Origin of the sequence: Pseudomonas sp. KK18 (genome assembly GCF_037094675.1) — a bacterium.
GTDB lineage: Bacteria > Pseudomonadota > Gammaproteobacteria > Pseudomonadales > Pseudomonadaceae > Aquipseudomonas.
Genome location: NZ_CP146605.1, coordinates 6,863,513 through 6,883,558 on the forward strand (window position 1 = coordinate 6,863,513; position 20,046 = coordinate 6,883,558).

Sequence of the window (20,046 nt, forward strand, 5' to 3'; positions counted from 1 at the left end):
AAAGATGAGTGGATCGAACAAAAGCGCCAAACCTGAACCGCGCACACTGGCTTCACACCCAACCCGTTCAGGAGTTAACACGATGTTCAATAACTGGTCCGACTTGCTGCCTACCGTGAAGAAAGCCTTTGGCACGCTGGGCAAGAGCAACCCGAAGATGGTCAAAGCCTACATGGCGCTGGGGGAAGCAGCCGAGGAAAATGACGTCCTCGATGCCAAGACCCGTGAGCTGATTTCCATCGCCGTGGCCATCACCACCCGCTGTGACGGCTGCATCGGCGTGCATGCCGACGCGGCGATCAAGGCCGGCGCCACCCGCGAAGAAGTGGCCGCGACCCTGGCCACCGCGATCTCGCTGAATGCCGGCGCGGCGTATATCTACTCGCTGCGCGCCCTGGAAGCCTATGACACGCTCAAACCGGCGCCGCAAAATTAAGCCGGAATTGTTGCGGCGTCACGCCCAGCCGGCGATTGAACACACTGCGCATGTGCTGGGCATCGCGAAAGCCGCATTGATACGCCACGGTCTTGAGCGGTGCGTGGGTGCTTTCGAGCATCACCCGCGCCGCATCCACCCGCGCCCGCTCGACGAACTCCGCCGGAGTGATCTGCGCTTCCCGGGCAAATACCCGCGAGAAGTTGCGCGCGCTCATGTTGGCGGCTTTGGCCAGGTCGGCGATGGTCAGGTCGCCCGTCAGGTTGGCCAATACATACAGCTGCACCAGCGCCACCGCCGAGGTGGCTTGCGCGTGGGGTGTCAGGAACGGGCTGAACTGCGACTGCCCGCCGGAACGCTGGGTGAACACCACCAGGCGCTTGGCCACGCTGAGGGCGACTTCCGGGCCGTGGTCCTGGGCCAGCAGGTACAGCGACAGGTCGATGCCCGCCGTCACCCCGGCGGAGGTGTAGAGGTTGCCGTCCTGCACGTAGAGGCGGTCCGCTTCGACCTGGGACGATGGGCATAAGGCGGCCAGATCAGCGGCGTCGCCCCAGTGGGTAGTGACGGTACGCCCGTCCAGCAGACCGGCGCGGGCGAGCATGAAGGCGCCGTTGCAGATGGAGCCGAAGCGCCGGGCTCGCGCACTGGCGTCACGCAGCCATTGATTGAACACCGGGCCGAAATCCTCGAAGGGCAATTGCGGCCCGCCGGCCATCAACAGCAAGTCGTAGGGCTCAAGGGCCTCGCTGAAATGCCGGTGTGCCTGCAACGACAAGCCGTTGGAACAGGCCATGTTGCCGTGCCCCAGGCCAATCACCTCCAGTTGGTAATGCGCCTCGGGCGGCAGAAAACGGTTGGCCTCGCAGAACACATCCAGGGGCCCGGTCACGTCCAGTGACTGGACGCCGGGGAAGATCAGGATGGCGACGGTTTTGCCCATGAGCAGGAACACCTTTTTCTAACTGAATAAACACAACCCTTGTAGGAGCTGGCTTGCCGGCGATGCAGACACCTCGGTGTAGCAGGTATACCGAGGTGATGCTATCGCAGGCAAGCCAGCTCCTACATTTGATCGCGCATAGCCTTGGCGCGATATCGCGGCACATTGGCCGGGATCGCATCCTCGCCGCGATGGCCCCTTCGCGGGCGCGCGACCAGACTGGACTCATCGGCGCCAACCCCGGCGCTTTCTTGAGGAGAACGACCATGAGCACCACCATCGCCGGCATCAAGATCCCGGACAGCGCCCTGGCCAAGGCCACCACCGAATACATCCGCGACATCGAATCCGACCTGCTCTACCACCACTCCCGCCGGGTGTTCCTGTTCGGCGCATTGAGCGGCGAGCGCCAGCAGTTGGCCTATAACCCGGAGTTGCTGTACGTCGGCGCGATGTTCCACGACCTGGGCCTGGTGGAAGGTCACCGCAGTGACGACGAACGCTTTGAAGTGGACGGCGCCAACGCGGCGGCGGACTTTCTCAAGCCTTACGGGTTGAGCGATGACGACATCGAACAGGTGTGGTTGTCCATCGCCCTGCACACAACACCGGGGGTGCCCAAGCACTTGCGTCCAACCGTGGCGCTGGTGACCGCGGGCGTGGAAATGGATGTGCTGGGAATGGAGTACGCGGCATTTACCAGCGTGCAGCGCGAAGCAGTGGTGCATGCGCATCCACGGGGTGAAGGGTTCAAGGAGTGCATCATCTGCGCGTTTGCCGACGGCCTGCGCCATCGCCCGCAGACCACGTTTGGCAACGTGAAGACCGATGTGCTGGTGGATCAGGAGCCGGGGTTCAAGCCGATGAATTTCGTCGAGGTGATTCGCAAGTCGCCTTGGACTGCTTAACCCGAATTGGAATGCAATCAAAATGTGGGAGCGGGCTTGCTCGCGAAGGCAGTGGATCAGTCAATACATCCGGTGACTGACACTGCGCTTTCGCGAGCAAGCCCGCTCCCACATTTTTGATCCGGTTTCTTCAGGGCTACCTGATTAGACCGGTGCTGGAGCCCGACGCGAATCCGCCGGCTTCTCCCAACCATCCGCAGCCGCTTCTTCAATCGCCTGCTGGATCGCTTTCTTGCGGTGCTCTTCCGCACGACGGCTGAAGAACCACACCAGGAAGGTCACGATCGACACCGCCAACAGAATCAGGCTGGCCACGGCGTTGATCTCGGGTTTAACCCCCAGGCGAACCGCCGAGAATACTTCCATCGGCAACGTGGTCGAACCCGGCCCCGACACGAAGCTGGCCAACACCAGGTCATCCAGCGACAGCGCGAACGACATCATGCCGCCCGCCGCCAGCGACGGCGCGATCATCGGGATGGTGATCAGGAAGAACACCTTCCACGGCCGCGCACCCAGGTCCATGGCTGCCTCTTCAATCGACAGGTCCAGCTCACGCAAGCGCGCCGACACCACCACCGCCACATACGCCGAACAGAACGTGGTGTGGGCGATCCAGATGGTCACCAGGCCACGTTCCTGCGGCCAGCCGATCATCTGCGCCATGGCCACGAACAGCAGCAACAGCGACAGGCCGGTGATCACTTCCGGCATCACCAGCGGCGCCGTCACCAGGCCGCCGAACAGCGTGCGGCCCTTGAACTGGCTGATGCGCGTCAGCACGAACGCCGCCAACGTACCGAGTGCCACCGCCGCAATCGCGGTGTAGCAGGCGATTTCCAGGGAGCGGCCGACCGAGCCCATCAACTGGGTGTTGTCCAACAGGCCAACGTACCACTTGATCGACCAACCGCCCCACACCGTCACCAGTTTGGATTCGTTGAACGAGTAGATCACCAGGATCAGCATCGGCAGGTAGATGAACAGCAACCCCGCCACCAGCATGAAGCTTGAGAAACTGACGCGCTTCATATCTTGCCCTCCATCTCTTTGGCTTGGCTGCGGTTGAACAGGATGATTGGCACGATCAGGATCGCCAGCATCACCACCGCCAGGGCAGACGCCACCGGCCAGTCACGGTTGTTGAAGAATTCTTGCCACAACACTTTACCGATCATCAGGGTTTCCGGACCGCCCAGCAGTTCCGGGATCACGAACTCGCCCACCACCGGGATAAACACCAGCATGCAGCCGGCGATGATGCCGTTCTTGGACAGCGGCACGGTGATTTTCCAGAAGCTGTTGAAGGTGCTCGAACCCAGGTCCGACGCGGCTTCCAGCAGGCTCTGGTCGTGCTTCACCAGGTTGGCGTACAGCGGCAGGATCATGAACGGCAGGTACGAATAGACCACGCCGATATACACCGCGATGTTGGTGTTGAGAATCTGCAGCGGTTCGTTGATCAACCCGATGGACATCAGGAAGCCGTTGAGCAACCCGTTGTTGCTGAGGATGCCCATCCACGCATAGACCCGGATCAGGATCGCAGTCCAGGTCGGCATCATGATCAGCAGCACCAGCACGGTCTGGATTTCCTTGCGTGCGCTGGCAATGGCGTAGGCCATCGGGTAGCCGATCAGCAGGCAGAGGATGGTGCTGAAAAACGCCATCTTCAGCGAGCCCAGGTACGCCGCGATGTACAACTCGTCATCGCCCAGCATCCCGTAGTTGGCCAGGTTCAGCACCAACTGCAGTTTCTGTTCAACGAAGGTGTAGATCTCGGTGTAAGGCGGGATCGCTACGTCGGCTTCGGCAAAGCTGATCTTCAAGACGATGAAGAACGGCAGCATGAAGAACAGGAACAACCAGAGGAAAGGGATCCCGATGACCACATGCCGGCCACCGGGGGTTATTCGTTGCAGCTGGCGTTTGAACTTCTTCATGTTCATGAGCGAAGTACCACGCCGCTGTCGTCTTCCCACCACACGTACACCTGGTCGCCCCAGGTAGGGCGCTGGCCACGGCGTTCGGCGTTGGCCACGAAGGATTGCACCAGCTTGCCGCTCGGCAATTCGACGTAGAACACCGAATGGCCGCCGAGGTAGGCGATGTCGTGCACCTTGCCGCTGGACCAGTTGTGCTCGCAGGTCGGCATTTCGGTGGTCACCAGCAGCTTTTCAGGGCGGATGGCGTAGGTCACCGACTTGTCTTCCACCGAAGTGGCGATGCCGTAGCCGACGTAGATATCGCGGTCCAGGTCCGGGCACTTGAGTACCGCGTGGCCTTCGGCGTCGTCCACCACCTGGGTGTCGAAGATGTTGACGTTGCCGATGAACTCGCACACCAGGCGGCTGGTCGGCGTTTCATAGATGTCGATCGGGCTGCCGATCTGGGCGATCCAGCCCAGGTGCATGATCGCGATGCGCTCGGCCATGGTCATGGCCTCTTCCTGGTCGTGGGTCACCATCACGCAGGTCACACCCACGCGCTCGATGATCTCCACCAGCTCCAGTTGCATCTGCGAACGCAGCTTCTTGTCGAGTGCGCCCATCGGCTCATCGAGCAGCAGCAGTTTCGGACGCTTGGCCAGGGAACGCGCCAGCGCCACCCGCTGACGCTGGCCGCCGGACAGCTGGTGCGGCTTGCGCTTGGCGTACTGGCTCATCTGCACCAGCTTGAGCATCTCGGCCACACGGGCGTCGACCTCGGCCTTGGGGATCTTGTCCTGCTGCAGGCCAAACGCGATGTTCTGGGCCACGGTCATGTGGGGGAACAAGGCGTAGGACTGGAACATCATGTTGATCGGCCGCTCGTACGGCGGCATGTCGGTGATGTCCACACCGTCGAGGTAAATGCGTCCTTCCGTTGGGCGCTCGAAGCCTGCGAGCATGCGCAGCAAGGTGGATTTGCCCGAACCCGATCCGCCGAGCAAGGCAAAGATTTCGCCTTTCTTGATTTCCAGGGACACATCGTCCACCGCAATCGTCTCGTCGAACTTCTTCGTGACCCGGTCGATTTTGACCAGCACCTTTTTCGGTGTCTGGTCGCCCTCGAGGGCTTTCTTATAGGCGCCGGAGGCAACTGCCATTTACGAAACTCCCAGAATAAAAAGAGTGCAGCTCGCCCAATACGGGCCAGCCTTGGATAGTTTGAGCGTTAAGCCTTACTTGCCCGTCTTGACCTTGGTCCAGCTACGGGTCATCAAACGTTGCACTTTCGGGGGTAGCTCGAAGTTGACAAAAGTCCGGTCGAGAACCGCCTGCGGTGGGTAAACCGCTTCGTCGGTGCGTATCGATTGCTCCATCAGTTTGTCCGCCCCTGGGTTAGGGTTGGCGTAACCGACGTAATCACTGACCTGAGCGATCACTTCAGGTTTCAGCAAATAGTTGATGAAGGCGAGGGCCTCTTTGACGTTGGTGGCATCCTTGGGGATGGCCAGCACGTCGAACCACAGGTTGCCGCCTTCTTTCGGAATCACGTAGGCGATGTTCACGCCCTTGCCCGCCTCGGCTGCACGAGCCTTGGCCTGGAACACATCACCGGAGAAGCCGGCCGCCACGCAGATGTTGCCGTTGGCCAGGTCCGAGATGTATTTGGAAGAATGGAAGTAGGTCACGTAGGGACGCACTTTCAGGAGTTTCTCTTCAGCCTTCTTGTAGTCTTCAGGGTTGGTGCTGTTGGGGTTGAGGCCCATGTAGTTGAGCACCGCCGGCAGCATTTCATCCGCCGAGTCCATGAACGACACACCGCACGTGGCCAGCTTCTTCATGTTTTCCGGCTCGAACAGCACGGCCCAGGAGTCGATCTTGTCGACGCCCAGCACTTCCTTGACCTTGTCGACGTTGTAGCCAATGCCGTTGGTGCCCCACAGATACGGCACGGCGTACTGGTTGCCCGGGTCGTTCTTTTCCAGGCGCTTGAGCAGCGCCGGGTCGAGGTTGGCGTAGTGGGTCAGTTGCGACTTGTCGAGCTTCTGGAACGCGCCGGCCTTGATCTGCTTGCCGAGGAAGTGGTTCGACGGCACGACCACGTCATACCCGGTACGCCCGGCGAGCAACTTGCCTTCCAGGGTTTCGTTGGAATCAAACACGTCGTAGACCGGCTTGATGCCGGTGGCCTTTTCAAAGTTGGCCAGGGTGTCCGGGCCGATGTAGTCCGACCAGTTATAAATATGCACAGTCGGCGCGGCCTGCACGCTGACAGCCAGCGTGATACCTGCACCCACCAGCAAGGCTTTGCGAAATAAAGAAATTGGCAAGTGGAGGTCCTCTTAAATAGTTGGGCCCGAAGTTGTTGCCCGGCAACAAAACCGGCGCGCAACTTACCCTCGATAAACCGATCCGGCAAAACTTTCTGTCATTTAATTGTTTCGCTAACCACCGCGCGCATCGCGGCAGTTAGCAAAACAGGTATCAAAGCGGCTTTACTTGCCCGATTTGATTTTGGTCCAGCTGCGGGTCATTTCCCGCTGAGTAGCAGCCGGCAAGTCAGCAATGGCATACAGCTTGGCTTGCACGTCCGCTGGCGGATAAATGCCTGGGTCGCTGGTGATGTCTTTGTCGACCAACGCGGTAGCTTTCTCGTTACCGTTCGGGAAACGTACGCTGTTGGTAATGCCCGCCATGACTTCCGGCTTCAGCAGGTAGTTCATGAACTTGTAGGCAGCGTCGACATTCTCGGCATCTTTAGGGATGGCGACCATGTCATAGAAGCTGCCGGCACCTTCTTTCGGAATGTCATAGGCAACCTTGACCTTGCCACCGGCTTCAGCCGCGCGGGACTTGGCCTGTTGCACGTCACCCGAATAACCCACGGCTACGCAGATGTTGCCGTTGGCCAGGTCGGAGATGTACTTGGACGAGTGGAAGTAGCCGATCGAAGGACGCAGCTTGAGGAACAGGGCCTCGGCTTGCTTGAGGTCTTCCTTCTTCTGGGTGTCGGTCGGCAGGCCCAGATAATGCAGTGCCACTGGCAGCATTTCGGTTGGCGAATCGAGGAAGCTCACACCGCAGCCTTTGAGCTTGGCGAGGTTTTCCGGCTTGAGGATGGTGTCCCACGAGTCGATCTTGTCGATGCCCAGTGCGGCCTTGACCTTCTCCGGGTTGTAGCCGATGCCGATCGAGCCCCACATGTACGGGAAGGCGTGCTTGTTGTCCGGGTCGCTGATGGACACGGCTTTAAGCAGGGACTTGTTCAAGTTGTCGTAGTTCGACAGCTTGGACTTGTCCAGTTCCTGGTAAACACCGGCCTTGATCTGCTTGGCGAGGAAGTTGTTCGACGGCACGACAATGTCGTAGCCGGACTTGCCTGCCAGCAACTTGGCTTCCAGGGTTTCGTTGGAGTCGAACACGTCATAGACCACCTTGATCCCGGACTCTTTTTCAAAGTTCGCGATGGTGTCCGGTGCGATGTAGTCGGACCAGTTATAAACGTGCAGCACTTTATCGTCGGCGTGTGCCGCGCCTGCCATGGCCCCCATCAGGGACAAGGCCAGGAGGGTCTTGCCAGCGTTCTTCAAACCTAATGCCTTCATTCGGTCATGCTCCAATTTTTTCTTTTTTGGGCCACGTTCGTTCTTTAATTACAACGTGTTTCGCAGCCCGTCTAAGGGCGACAAAACAGGGCGACAGTCTGGCAAGTTCAGGGGCTGGCTTTCAACCAATGCCCCGCTTTTCTAACATCCCAGAGGCAGCGCCCGACAGGCGCTGCGTTCTGAGCCTAGCATTTAGCCCTGCAATGCCGCCAAAGTCAGGTCCAGGCAGTGCCGCGCCTTGGTCACCAACTCGTCTATCTCGGCCTTGCTGATCACCAACGGTGGCGAAATGATCATGGTGTCGCCCACGGCGCGCATGATCAGGCCATTCTCGAAGCAGAACGTGCGGCAGATCATGCCAACACCACGGCCTTCATAACGCTTGCGCGTTGCCTTGTCCTGAACCAGTTCGATGGCACCGAGCATGCCCACACCGCGAACTTCACCCACCAGCGGGTGATCAGCCAGTTCCCTCAAACGCTTTTGCAAATAGGGTGCCGTTTCGTCGTGCACGTGCTTAACAATTTGTTCATCGCGCATGATGCGGATGTTTTCCAGGGCTACCGCTGCCGCCACCGGGTGACCGGAATAGGTGAAGCCGTGGTTGAAATCACCGCCTTCGTTCAGCACGGCGACCACTTCGTCGCGCACGATCAGGCCGCCCATCGGGATGTAGCCGGAGGTCAGGCCCTTGGCGATGGTCATCATGTCGGGCTTGAGGCCGTAGAAATCGCTACCGAACCACTCACCGGTGCGGCCAAACCCACAGATCACTTCGTCAGCCACGAACAGGATGTCGTACTTGGCGAGGATTTCCTTGATGCGCGGCCAGTAGCTGTCTGGGGGCACGATCACCCCACCGGCACCCTGGATCGGCTCGGCAATAAAGGCACCGACGTTGTCCACGCCCAGTTCCAGGATCTTCTCTTCCAGCTGGTTGGCCGCCCACACGCCGAATTCTTCCGGGCTCATGTCGCCGCCTTCGCCGAACCAGTAAGGCTGGGCGATGTGGACGATGCCCGGGATCGGCAAGTCGCCTTGTTCATGCATATAAGTCATGCCGCCGAGGCTGGCGCCGGCCACGGTTGAACCGTGGTAGCCATTCTTGCGGCTGATGATGGTTTTCTTGTTCGGCTGGCCTTTGATCGCCCAGTAGTGGCGGACCATACGCAGCATGGTGTCGTTGCCTTCGGAGCCGGAGCCGGTGAAGAACACGTGGTTCATGCCTTGCGGGGCGATATCGGAGATGGCTTTGGCCAGTTCCAGCACCGGCGGGTGGGCGGTCTGGAAGAACAGGTTGTAGTAAGGCAGTTCTTTCATCTGCTTGGCGGCCGCATCAGCCAGTTCATCGCGACCGTAACCGATCGCCACGCACCACAGGCCGGCCATGCCGTCGAGAATCTTGTTGCCTTCGCTGTCCCACAGGTAAACGCCGTGGGCTTTGGTGATGATCCGTGGGCCTTTCTCTTTCAATTGCTTGAAGTCGCTGAACGGCGCCAGGTGGTGATCGCTGCTCAAGGCTTGCCATTCACGGGTTTGCGGGTTGTTGCTGGACATACCAATCTCCTAGATGTTTCAGGTGAGGACGCGCCGTTTGAAGGGCGCGCCCGGCGCATCAGACGGCGAAGAGCAGGAATTCCCGCTCCCACGAACTGATCACGCGCTTGAAGTTTTCATGCTCGGCCCGCTTGACCGCGACGTAGCCTGTGATGAATTTGTGACCCAGGTATTTCTCGATGGTCTTGCTGTTTTCCATGCGTTCCAGGGCGTCTTCGATGGTCAGCGGCAGGCGCAGGTTGCGGCGCTCGTAACCACGGCCCACCACCGGCGCGCTTGGGCTGATGCCTTCGACCATGCCGATGTAGCCACACAGCAGGCTGGCGGCAATCGCCAGGTACGGGTTGGCGTCGGCACCGGGCAGGCGGTTTTCCACCCGACGGTTTTGTGGGCCGGCGTCCGGAACCCGCAGGCCAACGGTGCGGTTCTCTTCGCCCCACTCCACGTTGACCGGCGCCGAGGTGTCGGGCAGGAAGCGGCGGAACGAGTTGACGTTAGGGGCGAACAGCGGCAACAGCTCGGGGATGAACTTCTGCAGGCCGCCGATGTGGTGCAAAAACAGCTCGCTCTTGGTCCCGTCTTCATTGGAGAACACGTTCTTGCCGGTGGCGATATCGATGATGCTCTGGTGCAGGTGCATCGCGCTGCCGGGCTCGCCGGTCATGGGCTTGGCCATGAAGGTGGCTGCCACGTCGTGCTTGAGCGCCGCTTCGCGCATGGTGCGCTTGAACACCAGGATCTGGTCGGCCAGGGACAGTGCGTCGCCGTGACGGAAGTTGATTTCCATCTGCGCCGTGCCGTCTTCGTGGATCAACGTGTCGAGGTCCAGTTCCTGCAATTCGCACCAGTCGTAGACGTCTTCGAACAACGGGTCGAATTCGTTGGCCGCTTCTATAGAGAAGGACTGGCGGCCGGTCTCCGGGCGACCGGAACGGCCAATCGGCGGTTGCAGCGGGAAGTCCGGGTCTTCGCAGCGCTTGGTCAGGTAGAACTCCATCTCCGGCGCCACGATGGGCTGCCAGCCCTTGTCGGCATAGAGCTTGAGGACTTTCTTGAGCACGTTGCGCGGCGACAGCTCGATCGGGTTGCCTTGCTTGTCGTAGGTGTCGTGGATCACCTGGGCCGTAGGCTCTATGGCCCAGGGCACGAGGTACACCGCGTTCTCGTCCGGGCGGCAGATCATGTCGATGTCGGCCGGGTCGAGCAATTCGTAATAGATGTCGTCTTCGACATAGTCGCCGGTCACGGTCTGCAACAGAACGCTTTCGGGCAGGCGCATGCCTTTTTCGGCGATGAACTTGTTGGTCGGCGAGATCTTGCCCCGGGTGATGCCGGTGAGGTCGCCAATCATGCATTCGACTTCTGTGATCTTGTGGTCTTTCAACCAATCGGTGAGCTGGTCGAGGTTGTTACTCATAAATGCCTCTGGGCTGTGTTTCCTGACATCCATTAAAGGTCAGGCGTAAGTTGACGCAGCATCCGCGTCGCGTTGCATCACCCGCTTTCGACAGGCATTGCCAAATGCCTGGAAGATTGCGAGGTAGTGCGGGTTAGAGCTTACCTGCCATTCGGGGTGCCATTGCACTCCTAAAGCAAAAGCCTTGCCCGCGGGCACTGAAAAGCCTTCGATCAGGCCATCCGGCGCTGTGGCCTCGACCTGGAAACCGGCCGCCAGGCGATCAATGCCCTGTGAATGAATCGAGTTGACCTGGATCGTCGACGGCAAGCCCAGGCTTGCCAATACCCCATTCGGGGAGATGGTTACCGGATGTGCCGGGCCGTACTGGATGTCCAGCGGCTGGGTGTCGTCTTCGCGGTGATCCATCATGCCCGGCACTTCATGAACCTTCTGGTGCAGGCTGCCGCCAAACGCCACGTTCATTTCCTGGAAGCCACGGCAAATCCCCAGTACCGGAACGCCGGCCGCTATGGCTGCACGCAGCAGCGGCAGAGTGGTTTGGTCCCGTGCAGAATCATGAGCAGTCCCGGGCGCGCTGGCCGGACCGTCGTAGTGAAAGGGTTCGATATTGGAAGGTGAGCCGGTAAATAGAATGCCGTCCAGGCCGTCAAGAATATTGGCCGGGTCGAGCAGATCCGCCAGGGACGGAATAATCAACGGCAAGCCCTTGGCAGCGGTGGCCACTGCACGGACGTATTTGTCGCCACTGATGTGATAAGCATGCAGACCGACCTGTTTGGAGCAGGCGGTGACGCCGATTAACGGCAGGCGAGACATGAAGCACCCCGGTATTATTGCTGTTATGGGTTTGAATCGAGCTTAGCCTTGTTCATTTTTTTACACAACACCCCCGTAAAAAATACAACACGGCCCGCTCAAACGTGCTGGTTCCAAGAGCCCCAATCCCAAAAAATTGCCCCAAAAAGCCCCAAAAAAGCCCTCACGGCGCTTTTTTAGGGCAAAAAAGGCCTCGCTTGACTTCGGCATGCCGTTCGGGTTGACTGAAACCCGAAGAGATCAATGATTGATATTTTTAACAACAAAGGTGTTGCATCATGTCGGTACCCCCGCGTGCCGTTCAGCTTAACGAAGCGAACGCGTTCCTTAAGGATCATCCTGAGGTTCTGTACGTAGACCTTCTAATTGCGGATATGAATGGTGTGGTGCGCGGCAAGCGCATCGAACGCACCAGCCTCCACAAGGTTTACGAGAAGGGCATTAACCTGCCTGCCTCTCTATTTGCCCTGGATATCAACGGCTCAACGGTGGAAAGCACCGGCCTGGGTCTGGACATCGGTGATGCTGACCGAATCTGTTATCCAATCCCCGACACCCTGTGCAATGAACCCTGGCAAAAGCGCCCAACCGCGCAACTGCTGATGACCATGCACGAACTCGAAGGTGAACCTTTCTTCGCCGATCCTCGCGAAGTACTCCGCCAAGTTGTAAGCAAATTTGACGACCTCGGTCTGACCATCTGCGCCGCATTCGAGCTGGAGTTCTACCTGATTGACCAGGAGAACGTGAATGGCCGGCCACAACCGCCCCGCTCGCCGATCTCCGGCAAACGCCCGCACTCGACACAGGTCTACCTGATCGACGACCTCGACGAATACGTCGACTGCCTCCAGGACATTCTGGAAGGTGCAAAAGAGCAAGGCATCCCTGCCGACGCCATCGTCAAGGAAAGTGCCCCGGCGCAGTTCGAAGTGAACCTGCACCACGTTGCCGACCCTATAAAGGCCTGCGACTACGCGGTACTGCTCAAGCGCTTGATCAAGAACATCGCCTACGACCATGAGATGGACACCACCTTCATGGCCAAGCCTTACCCGGGCCAGGCAGGCAACGGCCTACACGTGCACATTTCGATCCTGGACAAGGACGGCAAGAACATCTTTGCCAGCGAGGATCCCGAGCAGAACGCCGCATTGCGTCACGCGATCGGCGGTGTGCTGGAGACCCTACCCGCCCAAATGGCGTTCCTGTGCCCTAACGTCAACTCCTACCGTCGTTTCGGCGCACAGTTCTACGTGCCGAACTCGCCGTGCTGGGGCCTGGATAACCGCACCGTGGCGATTCGCGTACCGACCGGCTCGTCCGACGCCGTACGTATCGAACACCGTGTGGCCGGGGCTGATGCCAACCCTTACCTGCTGATGGCTTCGGTATTGGCGGGCGTGCATCACGGCCTGACCAACAAGATCGAGCCTGGCGCACCGGTGGAAGGCAACAGCTACGAGCAGAACGAACAGAGCCTGCCGAACAACCTGCGTGATGCCCTGCGCGAGTTGGACGACAGCGAGGTGATGGCCAAGTACATCGATCCTAAATACATCGATATCTTCGTCGCCTGTAAGGAAAGTGAGCTGGAGGAGTTCGAACACTCCATCTCCGACCTTGAGTACAACTGGTACCTGCATACCGTGTAAGCGGTTGCCGGGCTAAAAAGAACGCCGCAGGCCTTTGGCCTACGGCGTTTTTTTATGGCTGTTGTGGCGAGGGAGCCTGCTCCCGCCGGGTTGCGAAGCGGCCCCAATAAAAACACCGGGTTCTTTCAGGCGGAACCGAGGTGCAGGTCTTGGGCCTGCTGCGCAGTCCAGCGGGAGCAAGCTCCCTCGCCACAGGGTATGGATCATCCAGTGGCTCTGCGTACAATGCCCGCTGCCCTGTAGGAGACTTCAATGAATCGCCCTGCCACTCCTCGCAAACCCCGCGCCCGCAGCCAGGCCCGGATCGACGCGATCCTCGATGCCGCCCGCACCTTGCTGGCCGCCGAAGGCGTGGCCAGCCTGTCGATCTACAGCGTGGCCGAGCGGGCGCAGATTCCACCGTCATCGGTGTATCACTTCTTCGCCAGCGTGCCGGCGTTGCTGGAGGCGCTGACCGCTGACGTTCATGCGGCCTTTCGCGCGGCCATTCAGGCGCCCATCGATCATGATTCACTCAAGCACTGGCGCGACCTGTCCTGCGTGGTGGAGCAGCGCATGCTCAGCATCTACAGCAACGACGCCGCCGCCCGCCAATTGATCCTGGCCCAGCACGGGTTGACCGAAGTGACACAGGCCGACCGCCAGCACGACCTGGAGCTGGGAAACCTGATGTTTGAGGTGTTCAACCGGCACTTCGAGGTGCCGAGCCTGCCCGCCGATGTCGACGTGTTTGCCCTGGCCCTGGAACTGAGCGACCGCGTCTACGCGCGCTCGGTGCATCAGCACGGGCAAATCACCCCGCGCATGGCCGAGGAAGGCATGCGGGTGTTTGATGCGTATGTGGGGCTCTACTTGCCGGCGTTCTTGCCCAAGCGGGTGGCTGCGCTCTGATTTTTTGTTGCCTGTCCGGGCCTCTTCGCGAGCAAGCCCGCTCCCACATTCGACCGTATTCCAAAGGTAGAACTCGGTCAAATGTGGGAGCGGGCTTGCTCGCGAAAGCAATCTTGAGAACGACAAAAACCCCGACAGGCTTTCACCTTCGGGGTTTGTGCGAACCATTGATCACAACTTGGCGATCGACACCTCGGTGGATTTCACGAAGGCAATCACTTCACTGCCGATCACCAGTTCCAGCTCTTTCACCGAGCGGGTGGTGATCACGGAAGTGACGATACCGGACGCGGTCTGTACGTCGATTTCCGACAGCACGTCGCCTTCGACGATTTCCTTGATGGTGCCTTTGAACTGGTTACGCACGTTGATGGCTTTGATAGTCATGGTCGTTCTTCCTGTGTAAGACAAGTGAGTTATTGAGCCCAACGCAATTGCGTAGGCAGCGGTGAAACAGGTTCGGGTTCCGGCGGGGTGCCGGGCAGCGACAACACACGGTTAAGCACTTCGGTTTCCAGCGCCGCCAGGCGGTGGGAGCCACGCACCCGCGGACGTGGGAGTTCCACGTGCAGATCGAGGCCGATTTCGCCGTCTTCGATCAAAATCACCCGATCGGCAATGGCCACGGCTTCGCTGACGTCGTGGGTCACCAGCAACACGGTGAAGCCGTGCTTCTGCCAGAGGTTCTCGATCAGTTGCTGCATCTCGATCCGGGTCAGGGCATCCAGCGCCCCCAGCGGTTCGTCCAGCAGCAACAGGCGCGGTTGGTGGATCAGGGCGCGGGCCAGGGCCACGCGCTGCTTCTGGCCACCGGACAACGCCGCCGGCCACTCATTGGCGCGCTCGGCCAGGCCGACCGCTTCCAGCGCTTCCAGTGCCTGCGGGCGCCAGTTGCCCTTGAGGCCAAGGCCCACGTTGTCGATGATCTTTTTCCACGGCAGCAGGCGCGCTTCCTGGAACATCAACCGCGTGTCTTCAATCGCTTCGCTCAGCGGCGCGGAGCCGGCGAGCAGTTCGCCGCCGCTGGCTTTGTCCAGCCCGGCCAGCAGGCGCAGCAAGGTACTTTTGCCGCAGCCACTGCGGCCCACGACCGCCACGAATTGACCGGCGGGAATATGCAGGTCGATTTCCTTCAGCACTTCCCGCGCGCCGAAAGCCTTGCGCAACTTGCGCACTGCCAGGGGAATGCCCCGCAGCAGGCGTGGAGGTTGTTGAGCGGTCATGCCGCACCTCCTTTATTCACTTGATAAGCCGGGTGCCAGCGCAGCCAGACTCGCTCCAGGCCCCGCGCCGCCAGGTCTGCCAGCTTGCCGAGGACCGCGTAAAGCACGATCGCCAGAACCACCACGTCGGTCTGCAGGAATTCCCGGGCGTTCATCGCCAGGTAGCCGATACCGGAACTGGCGGAGATGGTTTCCGCGACGATCAACGTCAGCCACATAAAGCCCAGCGCGAAGCGCACGCCCACCAGAATCGAAGGCAAGGCGCCCGGCAAAATCACTTGGCGAAACAGGCTGAAACCGGACAGGCCATAACTGCGGGCCATTTCCACCAGCGCCGGGTCGACGTTGCGGATGCCGTGGTAAGTATTGAGATAGATCGGGAACAGTGTGCCGAGGGCGACCAGGAATATCTTCGCCGTCTCGTCGATGCCGAACCACAGGATCACCAGCGGGATCAGCGCCAGGTGCGGCACGTTGCGGATCATCTGCACCGAGCTGTCCAGCAGGCGTTCACCCCAGGTCGACAGGCCGGTGATAAACCCCAGGGTCAGGCCGATGCTGCCGCCGATCACAAAGCCCAGGCCCGCACGCCAGCCGCTGATGGCCAGGTGGGTCCAGATTTCGCCGCTGCGCACCAGGCTGACACCCGCTTCGATCACCGCGCTGGGTGCCGGCAGAATGCGCGTCGACAACCAGCCGGCCGAGACGGACAGCTGCCATACCGCCAGTAACAGGATCGGCAGCGCCCAGGGCGCCAATCGATGACTTAACTTTTCAAGGTTCATGGCGGCGCCTCAGCTCTGGGACGCAGCTTTGGGAAGAATGTCGTTGGCGACCATTTCGCCGAACGGGCTGACGTAGCCGGCGCCTTTCGGCAACTCGGGACGCTCGATGTCGAGATGCGGGAACAGCAACTCCGCTACGCGATACGACTCTTCCAGGTGTGGGTAGCCGGAGAAGATAAAGGTGTCGATACCGAGGTCCGCGTATTCCTTCACCCGCGCGGCCACGGTCGGGCCATCGCCCACCAGTGCCGTGCCGGCGCCACCGCGTACCAGGCCTACGCCCGCCCACAGGTTGGGGCTGACTTCCAGGTTGTCGCGACTGCCGCCGTGCAAGGCGGCCATGCGTTGCTGGCCTACGGAATCAAAGCGCGACAACGACGCCTGGGCGCGGGCGATGGTTTCATCGTCCACGTGGGAGATCAGTTTGTCGGCGGCCTGCCAGGCTTCGGCGTTGGTTTCACGCACGATCACATGCAGGCGAATGCCGAAGCGCAGGGTACGTCCGAGCTTGGCGGCCTTGGCGCGAACCTGTGCAATCTTTTCCGCCACCGCGGCCGGTGGCTCGCCCCAGGTCAGGACCATTTCCACTTGTTCGGCTGCCAGGTCCTGGGCCGCTTCGGAAGAGCCACCGAAATACAGCGGCGGACGCGGTTGCTGGATCGGCGGATAGAGCAACTTGGCGCCTTTGACGCTGATGTGCTGGCCGTCGTAATCGACGGTCTCGCCTTCCAGTACGCGGCGCCAGATGCGGGTGAACTCCACCGACGCCTGGTAACGCTCTTCATGGCTCAGGAACAAACCGTCGCCGGCCAATTCATCCGGGTCTCCACCGGTCACCAGGTTGAACAACGCGCGGCCGCCGGACAGACGATCCAGGGTCGCGGCCTGACGCGCAGCCACCGTCGGGGAAATGATCCCGGGGCGCAGCGCGACAAGGAATTTCAAGCGTTGGGTCACCGGGATCAGCGACGCCGCCACCAGCCACGAATCCTCGCAGGAGCGGCCGGTGGGGATCAGTACCCCGCCGAAGCCAAGGCGGTCGGCCGCCTGGGCCACTTGCTGCAGATAACCGTGGTCTACGGCGCGAGCGCCTTCGGCGGTGCCAAGGTAATGGCCGTCGCCGTGGGTAGGCAGAAACCAGAAAATATTGAGGCTCATGGAGTTGTCTCCTGAAGAAGTCGGATTACGGCGCTTTGGCAACGGCGGCAGGTGGTGTCCAGATCACGTCCTTGATGCTCAAGGGTTTGGGGATCAATTTGAGTTGGTAGAAGCTGTCGGCGATTTTCTGCTGCGCCGCGATCACTTCAGGCGTCAGGAACTGCGCACCGTAGCCCTGGCGTTTTACCGAGGTCAGGGTGATGTCAGCCGGCAGGCCCAGCAGCGGAGCAACTTGTTCGGTGACTTGTTCCGGGTTGGCCTTGGACCATTCGCCCACGGCGCGGACTTCTTCCACCAGCGTCTTGATCACTTCAGGGTGTTTTTCGGCGTACGGCTTGGTGGCCAGGTAGAACTGATGGTTGTCGGCAATGCCGGTGCCGTCACGCAGGGTGCGGGCTTGCAGTTGCTTCTCGGCGGCTGCCTGGTACGGGTCCCAGATCACCCAGGCATCGACGCTGCCACGCTCGAACGCGGCGCGGGCATCGGCGGGCGGCAGGAACACGGTCTGCACGTCGGTGTATTTCAGGCCGGCATCTTCCAGGGCACGTACCAGCAGGTAATGCACGTTGGAGCCTTTATTGAGGACGACTTTCTTGCCCTTGAGGTCTTGCACCGATTTGATTGGCGAGTCTTTCGGTACCAGGATCGCTTCGCTGGTAGGCGCCGGCGGTTCATAGGCGACGTAGAGCAGATCGGCACCGGCAGCCTGGGCGAACACTGGCGGGGTTTCACCCGTCACGCCGAAGTCGATGGAGCCTACGTTCAATCCTTCCAGCAGCTGCGGGCCGCCGGGAAACTCGGTCCACTGCACTTGCACGCCCTGCTCGGCCAGGCGCTTTTCCAGCGAGCCCTTGGCCTTGAGCAGCACCAGGGTGCCGTATTTCTGATAGCCGATCCGCAAGGTTTCGGCGGCCTGGGCTTGAACAATGGCGCCGAAGGACACAGCCGCAGCAAACAGTGCGACCAGACCACGACGCAAGATGACAGTGCGCATGGCGCTCTCTCCAAATATACGATTAGGGGGTTGGCTGCACCTGCTTGGCCGTTGGCGGCTGAGTAAGGTGAGTAGTACTTGTCGAATTCAGGTAAAGCTGGGTAAGGCTTAAATGCTCCAGCGAGCACTCAACAAACGTTCATTCAACACATTGGGGTCAAGGGGTTTCGGGCGGCGGGCCATGGCGCTGTAGAACGTCTCCAGGGCCTCGCTCAAGCGTTGTTCCAGCACCGGCACCAGTTGCGCCTGGGCGCTGCCTTCGCCGTAGGCGATCTGGCTGTCTTCGGCGAAAATCCCGTGGAGCAATTCCTGGGCTTTCAATGCTGACAGCACCGGCTTCAGCGCGTAGTCCACCGCGAGCATGTGGGCGATGCTGCCGCCGGTGGCCATCGGCAACACTATTTTGTGGGCCAGGGCGCGTTCAGGCAGCAGGTCGAGAATGGTTTTCAGCGCGCCGGAAAACGAAGCCTTGTACACCGGCGTGGCGATCACCAGGCCATCGGCGTTCGCCACTTGCTGCAACAGGTCGATGATTTTCGGGCTATCGAACCGCGCGTGCAGCAAGTCTTCGGCCGGGAAGTCCCGTATCTGATAACTCACCACTTCCACGCCTTGTTGCTGCAACCAGTTGCGGGTGTGATCCAGCAAGACCCCGGACCGGGAACGTTGGCTGGGGCTACCACCAAGTGTTACGACCAGCATGTAGGAAATTCCTTTGGAAAGTGTCGGCGGTTCGCTATGTGGCGATGGCGCCAAGATGGGACAGACCATATCAGCCAATTTATATATCTATAAATCTTATTTTTTCATTTGTTTATTCTTTAAATGCATATGCTGCCAACTAAATCGCAGGCATAAAAAAAGGCCGTCGAAACGGCCTTAAAACCCCTGCTATGTGAGACTTGAAATGCGCGCAAGTGTGGGAGCGGGCTTGCTCGCGAAAGCGGTGTGTCATTCAAAGATGCATCAACTGACAGTGCGCATTCGCGAGCAAGCCCGCTCCCACATGTGGTTGTGTGTCAGCGATTCGGTTGAGGGGTGAGCCGCAGGTACGGCTTCACCGCCCGGTAACCCTTCGGAAAGCGTTTCTTGATCTCTTCCTCGTCCTTGAGCGACGGCACGATCACCACTTCGTCACCGTCCTGCCAGTTGGCCGGGGTCGCGACTTTGTGGTTGTCGGTCAGTTGCAGCGAGTCGATCACCCGCAGGATTTCGTGGAAGTTGCGACCGGTACTGGCCGGGTAGGTGATGGTCAGGCGAATCTTTTTGTTCGGATCAATCACGAACAGCGAACGCACGGTAAGGGTGTCACTGGCATTCGGGTGGATCAGGTCGTACAGGTCGGAGACCTTGCGGTCAGCGTCGGCCAGGATCGGGAAGTTGACGACGGTGTTCTGGGTTTCGTTGATGTCTTCGATCCACTTGTGGTGGGAGTCCACCGGGTCCACCGACAGCGCAATGGCCTTGACGCCCCGCTTGGCGAATTCATCCTTGAGCTTGGCGGTGAAACCCAGCTCGGTGGTGCACACCGGGGTAAAGTCCGCCGGGTGGGAAAACAGCACGCCCCAGCTATCGCCCAGCCACTCGTGGAAGCGAATCTTGCCGGCGCTGGAATCCTGTTCAAAGTCGGGGGCGATGTCGCCCAGTCTGAGGCTCATGGTGTGGCTCCTGATGAGTGCTTATGGAGCCCACTGTGCCTGTGTCGCGGATTATTTAAAAAGAATAAA

The 20,046-nt window shown here is 60.0% G+C and carries 20 protein-coding genes; 4 read left to right on the forward strand and 16 right to left on the reverse strand.

Annotated elements, in window-relative coordinates:
• The first annotated feature begins 82 nt into the window (after nt 1–82).
• Complete coding sequence (locus tag V6607_RS31295) at nt 83–436, forward strand: carboxymuconolactone decarboxylase family protein (protein ID WP_134327497.1); 354 nt, start codon at nt 83–85, stop codon at nt 434–436.
• Here V6607_RS31295 and V6607_RS31300 read toward each other — a convergent pair.
• Nucleotides 414–1,379 (reverse strand): GlxA family transcriptional regulator, encoded by a 966-nt coding sequence (locus V6607_RS31300; protein ID WP_134327498.1) that lies wholly within the window; start codon nt 1,377–1,379, stop codon nt 414–416. The two genes, V6607_RS31295 and V6607_RS31300, sit on opposite strands and share 23 nt — an antisense overlap.
• Before the next feature lie 266 nt (nt 1,380–1,645).
• Between V6607_RS31300 and V6607_RS31305 the strand changes: the two genes are divergently transcribed.
• Entirely contained in the window at nt 1,646–2,287 is a 642-nt protein-coding gene (locus tag V6607_RS31305; protein WP_003213877.1) for an HD domain-containing protein, read from the forward strand.
• 144 nt (nt 2,288–2,431) lie between these two features.
• Here the strand turns inward: V6607_RS31305 and V6607_RS31310 are convergent, their stop codons facing one another.
• From V6607_RS31310 to V6607_RS31345, 8 genes are all read right to left on the reverse strand, one after another.
• Nucleotides 2,432–3,319, reverse strand: a complete 888-nt coding sequence (locus V6607_RS31310; RefSeq protein WP_008438909.1) for an ABC transporter permease subunit — start codon at nt 3,317–3,319, stop codon at nt 2,432–2,434.
• Nucleotides 3,316–4,236, reverse strand: coding sequence for an ABC transporter permease subunit (locus tag V6607_RS31315; RefSeq protein WP_003213882.1), 921 nt, complete (start codon nt 4,234–4,236; stop codon nt 3,316–3,318). The genes V6607_RS31310 and V6607_RS31315 overlap by 4 nt, the downstream gene beginning before the upstream one ends.
• Nucleotides 4,233–5,375 carry a polyamine ABC transporter ATP-binding protein gene (gene potA / locus V6607_RS31320; protein WP_003195240.1) on the reverse strand — a complete coding sequence of 381 codons (1,143 nt, stop codon included), beginning with the start codon at nt 5,373–5,375 and terminating at the stop codon, nt 4,233–4,235. The genes V6607_RS31315 and potA overlap by 4 nt, the downstream gene beginning before the upstream one ends.
• 75 nt (nt 5,376–5,450) lie before the next feature.
• Nucleotides 5,451–6,545, reverse strand: coding sequence for a polyamine ABC transporter substrate-binding protein (locus V6607_RS31325; protein ID WP_102370128.1), 1,095 nt, complete (start codon nt 6,543–6,545; stop codon nt 5,451–5,453).
• Between the two features lie 165 nt (nt 6,546–6,710).
• Complete coding sequence (locus V6607_RS31330) at nt 6,711–7,805, reverse strand: polyamine ABC transporter substrate-binding protein (protein ID WP_003213887.1); 1,095 nt, start codon at nt 7,803–7,805, stop codon at nt 6,711–6,713.
• Nucleotides 7,806–8,012: 207 nt separating this feature from the next.
• Nucleotides 8,013–9,377, reverse strand: coding sequence for an aspartate aminotransferase family protein (locus V6607_RS31335; RefSeq protein ID WP_003213889.1), 1,365 nt, complete (start codon nt 9,375–9,377; stop codon nt 8,013–8,015).
• Between the two features lie 58 nt (nt 9,378–9,435).
• Nucleotides 9,436–10,794, reverse strand: a complete 1,359-nt coding sequence (locus V6607_RS31340; protein ID WP_003213891.1) for a glutamine synthetase family protein — start codon at nt 10,792–10,794, stop codon at nt 9,436–9,438.
• Between the two features lie 39 nt (nt 10,795–10,833).
• On the reverse strand, nt 10,834–11,613 hold the full coding sequence (locus V6607_RS31345) for a gamma-glutamyl-gamma-aminobutyrate hydrolase family protein (RefSeq protein WP_003213893.1): 780 nt from the start codon (nt 11,611–11,613) through the stop codon (nt 10,834–10,836).
• Between the two features lie 278 nt (nt 11,614–11,891).
• Between V6607_RS31345 and V6607_RS31350 the strand changes: the two genes are divergently transcribed.
• On the forward strand, nt 11,892–13,268 hold the full coding sequence (locus V6607_RS31350) for a glutamine synthetase family protein (protein ID WP_003213894.1): 1,377 nt from the start codon (nt 11,892–11,894) through the stop codon (nt 13,266–13,268).
• A gap of 252 nt (nt 13,269–13,520) precedes the next feature.
• Nucleotides 13,521–14,159, forward strand: a complete 639-nt coding sequence (locus V6607_RS31355) for a TetR/AcrR family transcriptional regulator (RefSeq protein WP_003213896.1) — start codon at nt 13,521–13,523, stop codon at nt 14,157–14,159.
• Nucleotides 14,160–14,330: 171 nt separating this feature from the next.
• Here V6607_RS31355 and V6607_RS31360 read toward each other — a convergent pair whose 3' ends face one another.
• The 7 genes from V6607_RS31360 to V6607_RS31390 form a co-directional block, all read right to left on the reverse strand.
• Nucleotides 14,331–14,546 carry a TOBE domain-containing protein gene (locus tag V6607_RS31360; RefSeq protein WP_003213899.1) on the reverse strand — a complete coding sequence of 72 codons (216 nt, stop codon included), beginning with the start codon at nt 14,544–14,546 and terminating at the stop codon, nt 14,331–14,333.
• A gap of 29 nt (nt 14,547–14,575) precedes the next feature.
• Complete coding sequence (gene ssuB, locus V6607_RS31365) at nt 14,576–15,382, reverse strand: aliphatic sulfonates ABC transporter ATP-binding protein (RefSeq protein ID WP_008438906.1); 807 nt, start codon at nt 15,380–15,382, stop codon at nt 14,576–14,578.
• Entirely contained in the window at nt 15,379–16,167 is a 789-nt protein-coding gene (gene ssuC / locus V6607_RS31370) for an aliphatic sulfonate ABC transporter permease SsuC (RefSeq protein WP_008438905.1), read from the reverse strand. Before ssuC ends, ssuB begins: the two co-directional genes overlap by 4 nt.
• Before the next feature lie 9 nt (nt 16,168–16,176).
• Nucleotides 16,177–17,325 carry an FMNH2-dependent alkanesulfonate monooxygenase gene (gene ssuD, locus V6607_RS31375; RefSeq protein WP_003213905.1) on the reverse strand — a complete coding sequence of 383 codons (1,149 nt, stop codon included), beginning with the start codon at nt 17,323–17,325 and terminating at the stop codon, nt 16,177–16,179.
• 25 nt (nt 17,326–17,350) lie between these two features.
• Nucleotides 17,351–18,319 carry a sulfonate ABC transporter substrate-binding protein gene (locus V6607_RS31380; RefSeq protein WP_003213907.1) on the reverse strand — a complete coding sequence of 323 codons (969 nt, stop codon included), beginning with the start codon at nt 18,317–18,319 and terminating at the stop codon, nt 17,351–17,353.
• A 108-nt stretch (nt 18,320–18,427) separates the two neighbouring features.
• Nucleotides 18,428–19,021 carry an NADPH-dependent FMN reductase gene (ssuE, locus tag V6607_RS31385; protein WP_003213909.1) on the reverse strand — a complete coding sequence of 198 codons (594 nt, stop codon included), beginning with the start codon at nt 19,019–19,021 and terminating at the stop codon, nt 18,428–18,430.
• A 317-nt stretch (nt 19,022–19,338) separates the two neighbouring features.
• The gene (locus V6607_RS31390; RefSeq protein ID WP_003195267.1) at nt 19,339–19,977 is read right to left on the reverse strand and encodes a peroxiredoxin; all 639 of its coding nucleotides are present in this window, start codon (nt 19,975–19,977) and stop codon (nt 19,339–19,341) included.
• Between the last annotated feature and the right edge of the window lie 69 nt (nt 19,978–20,046).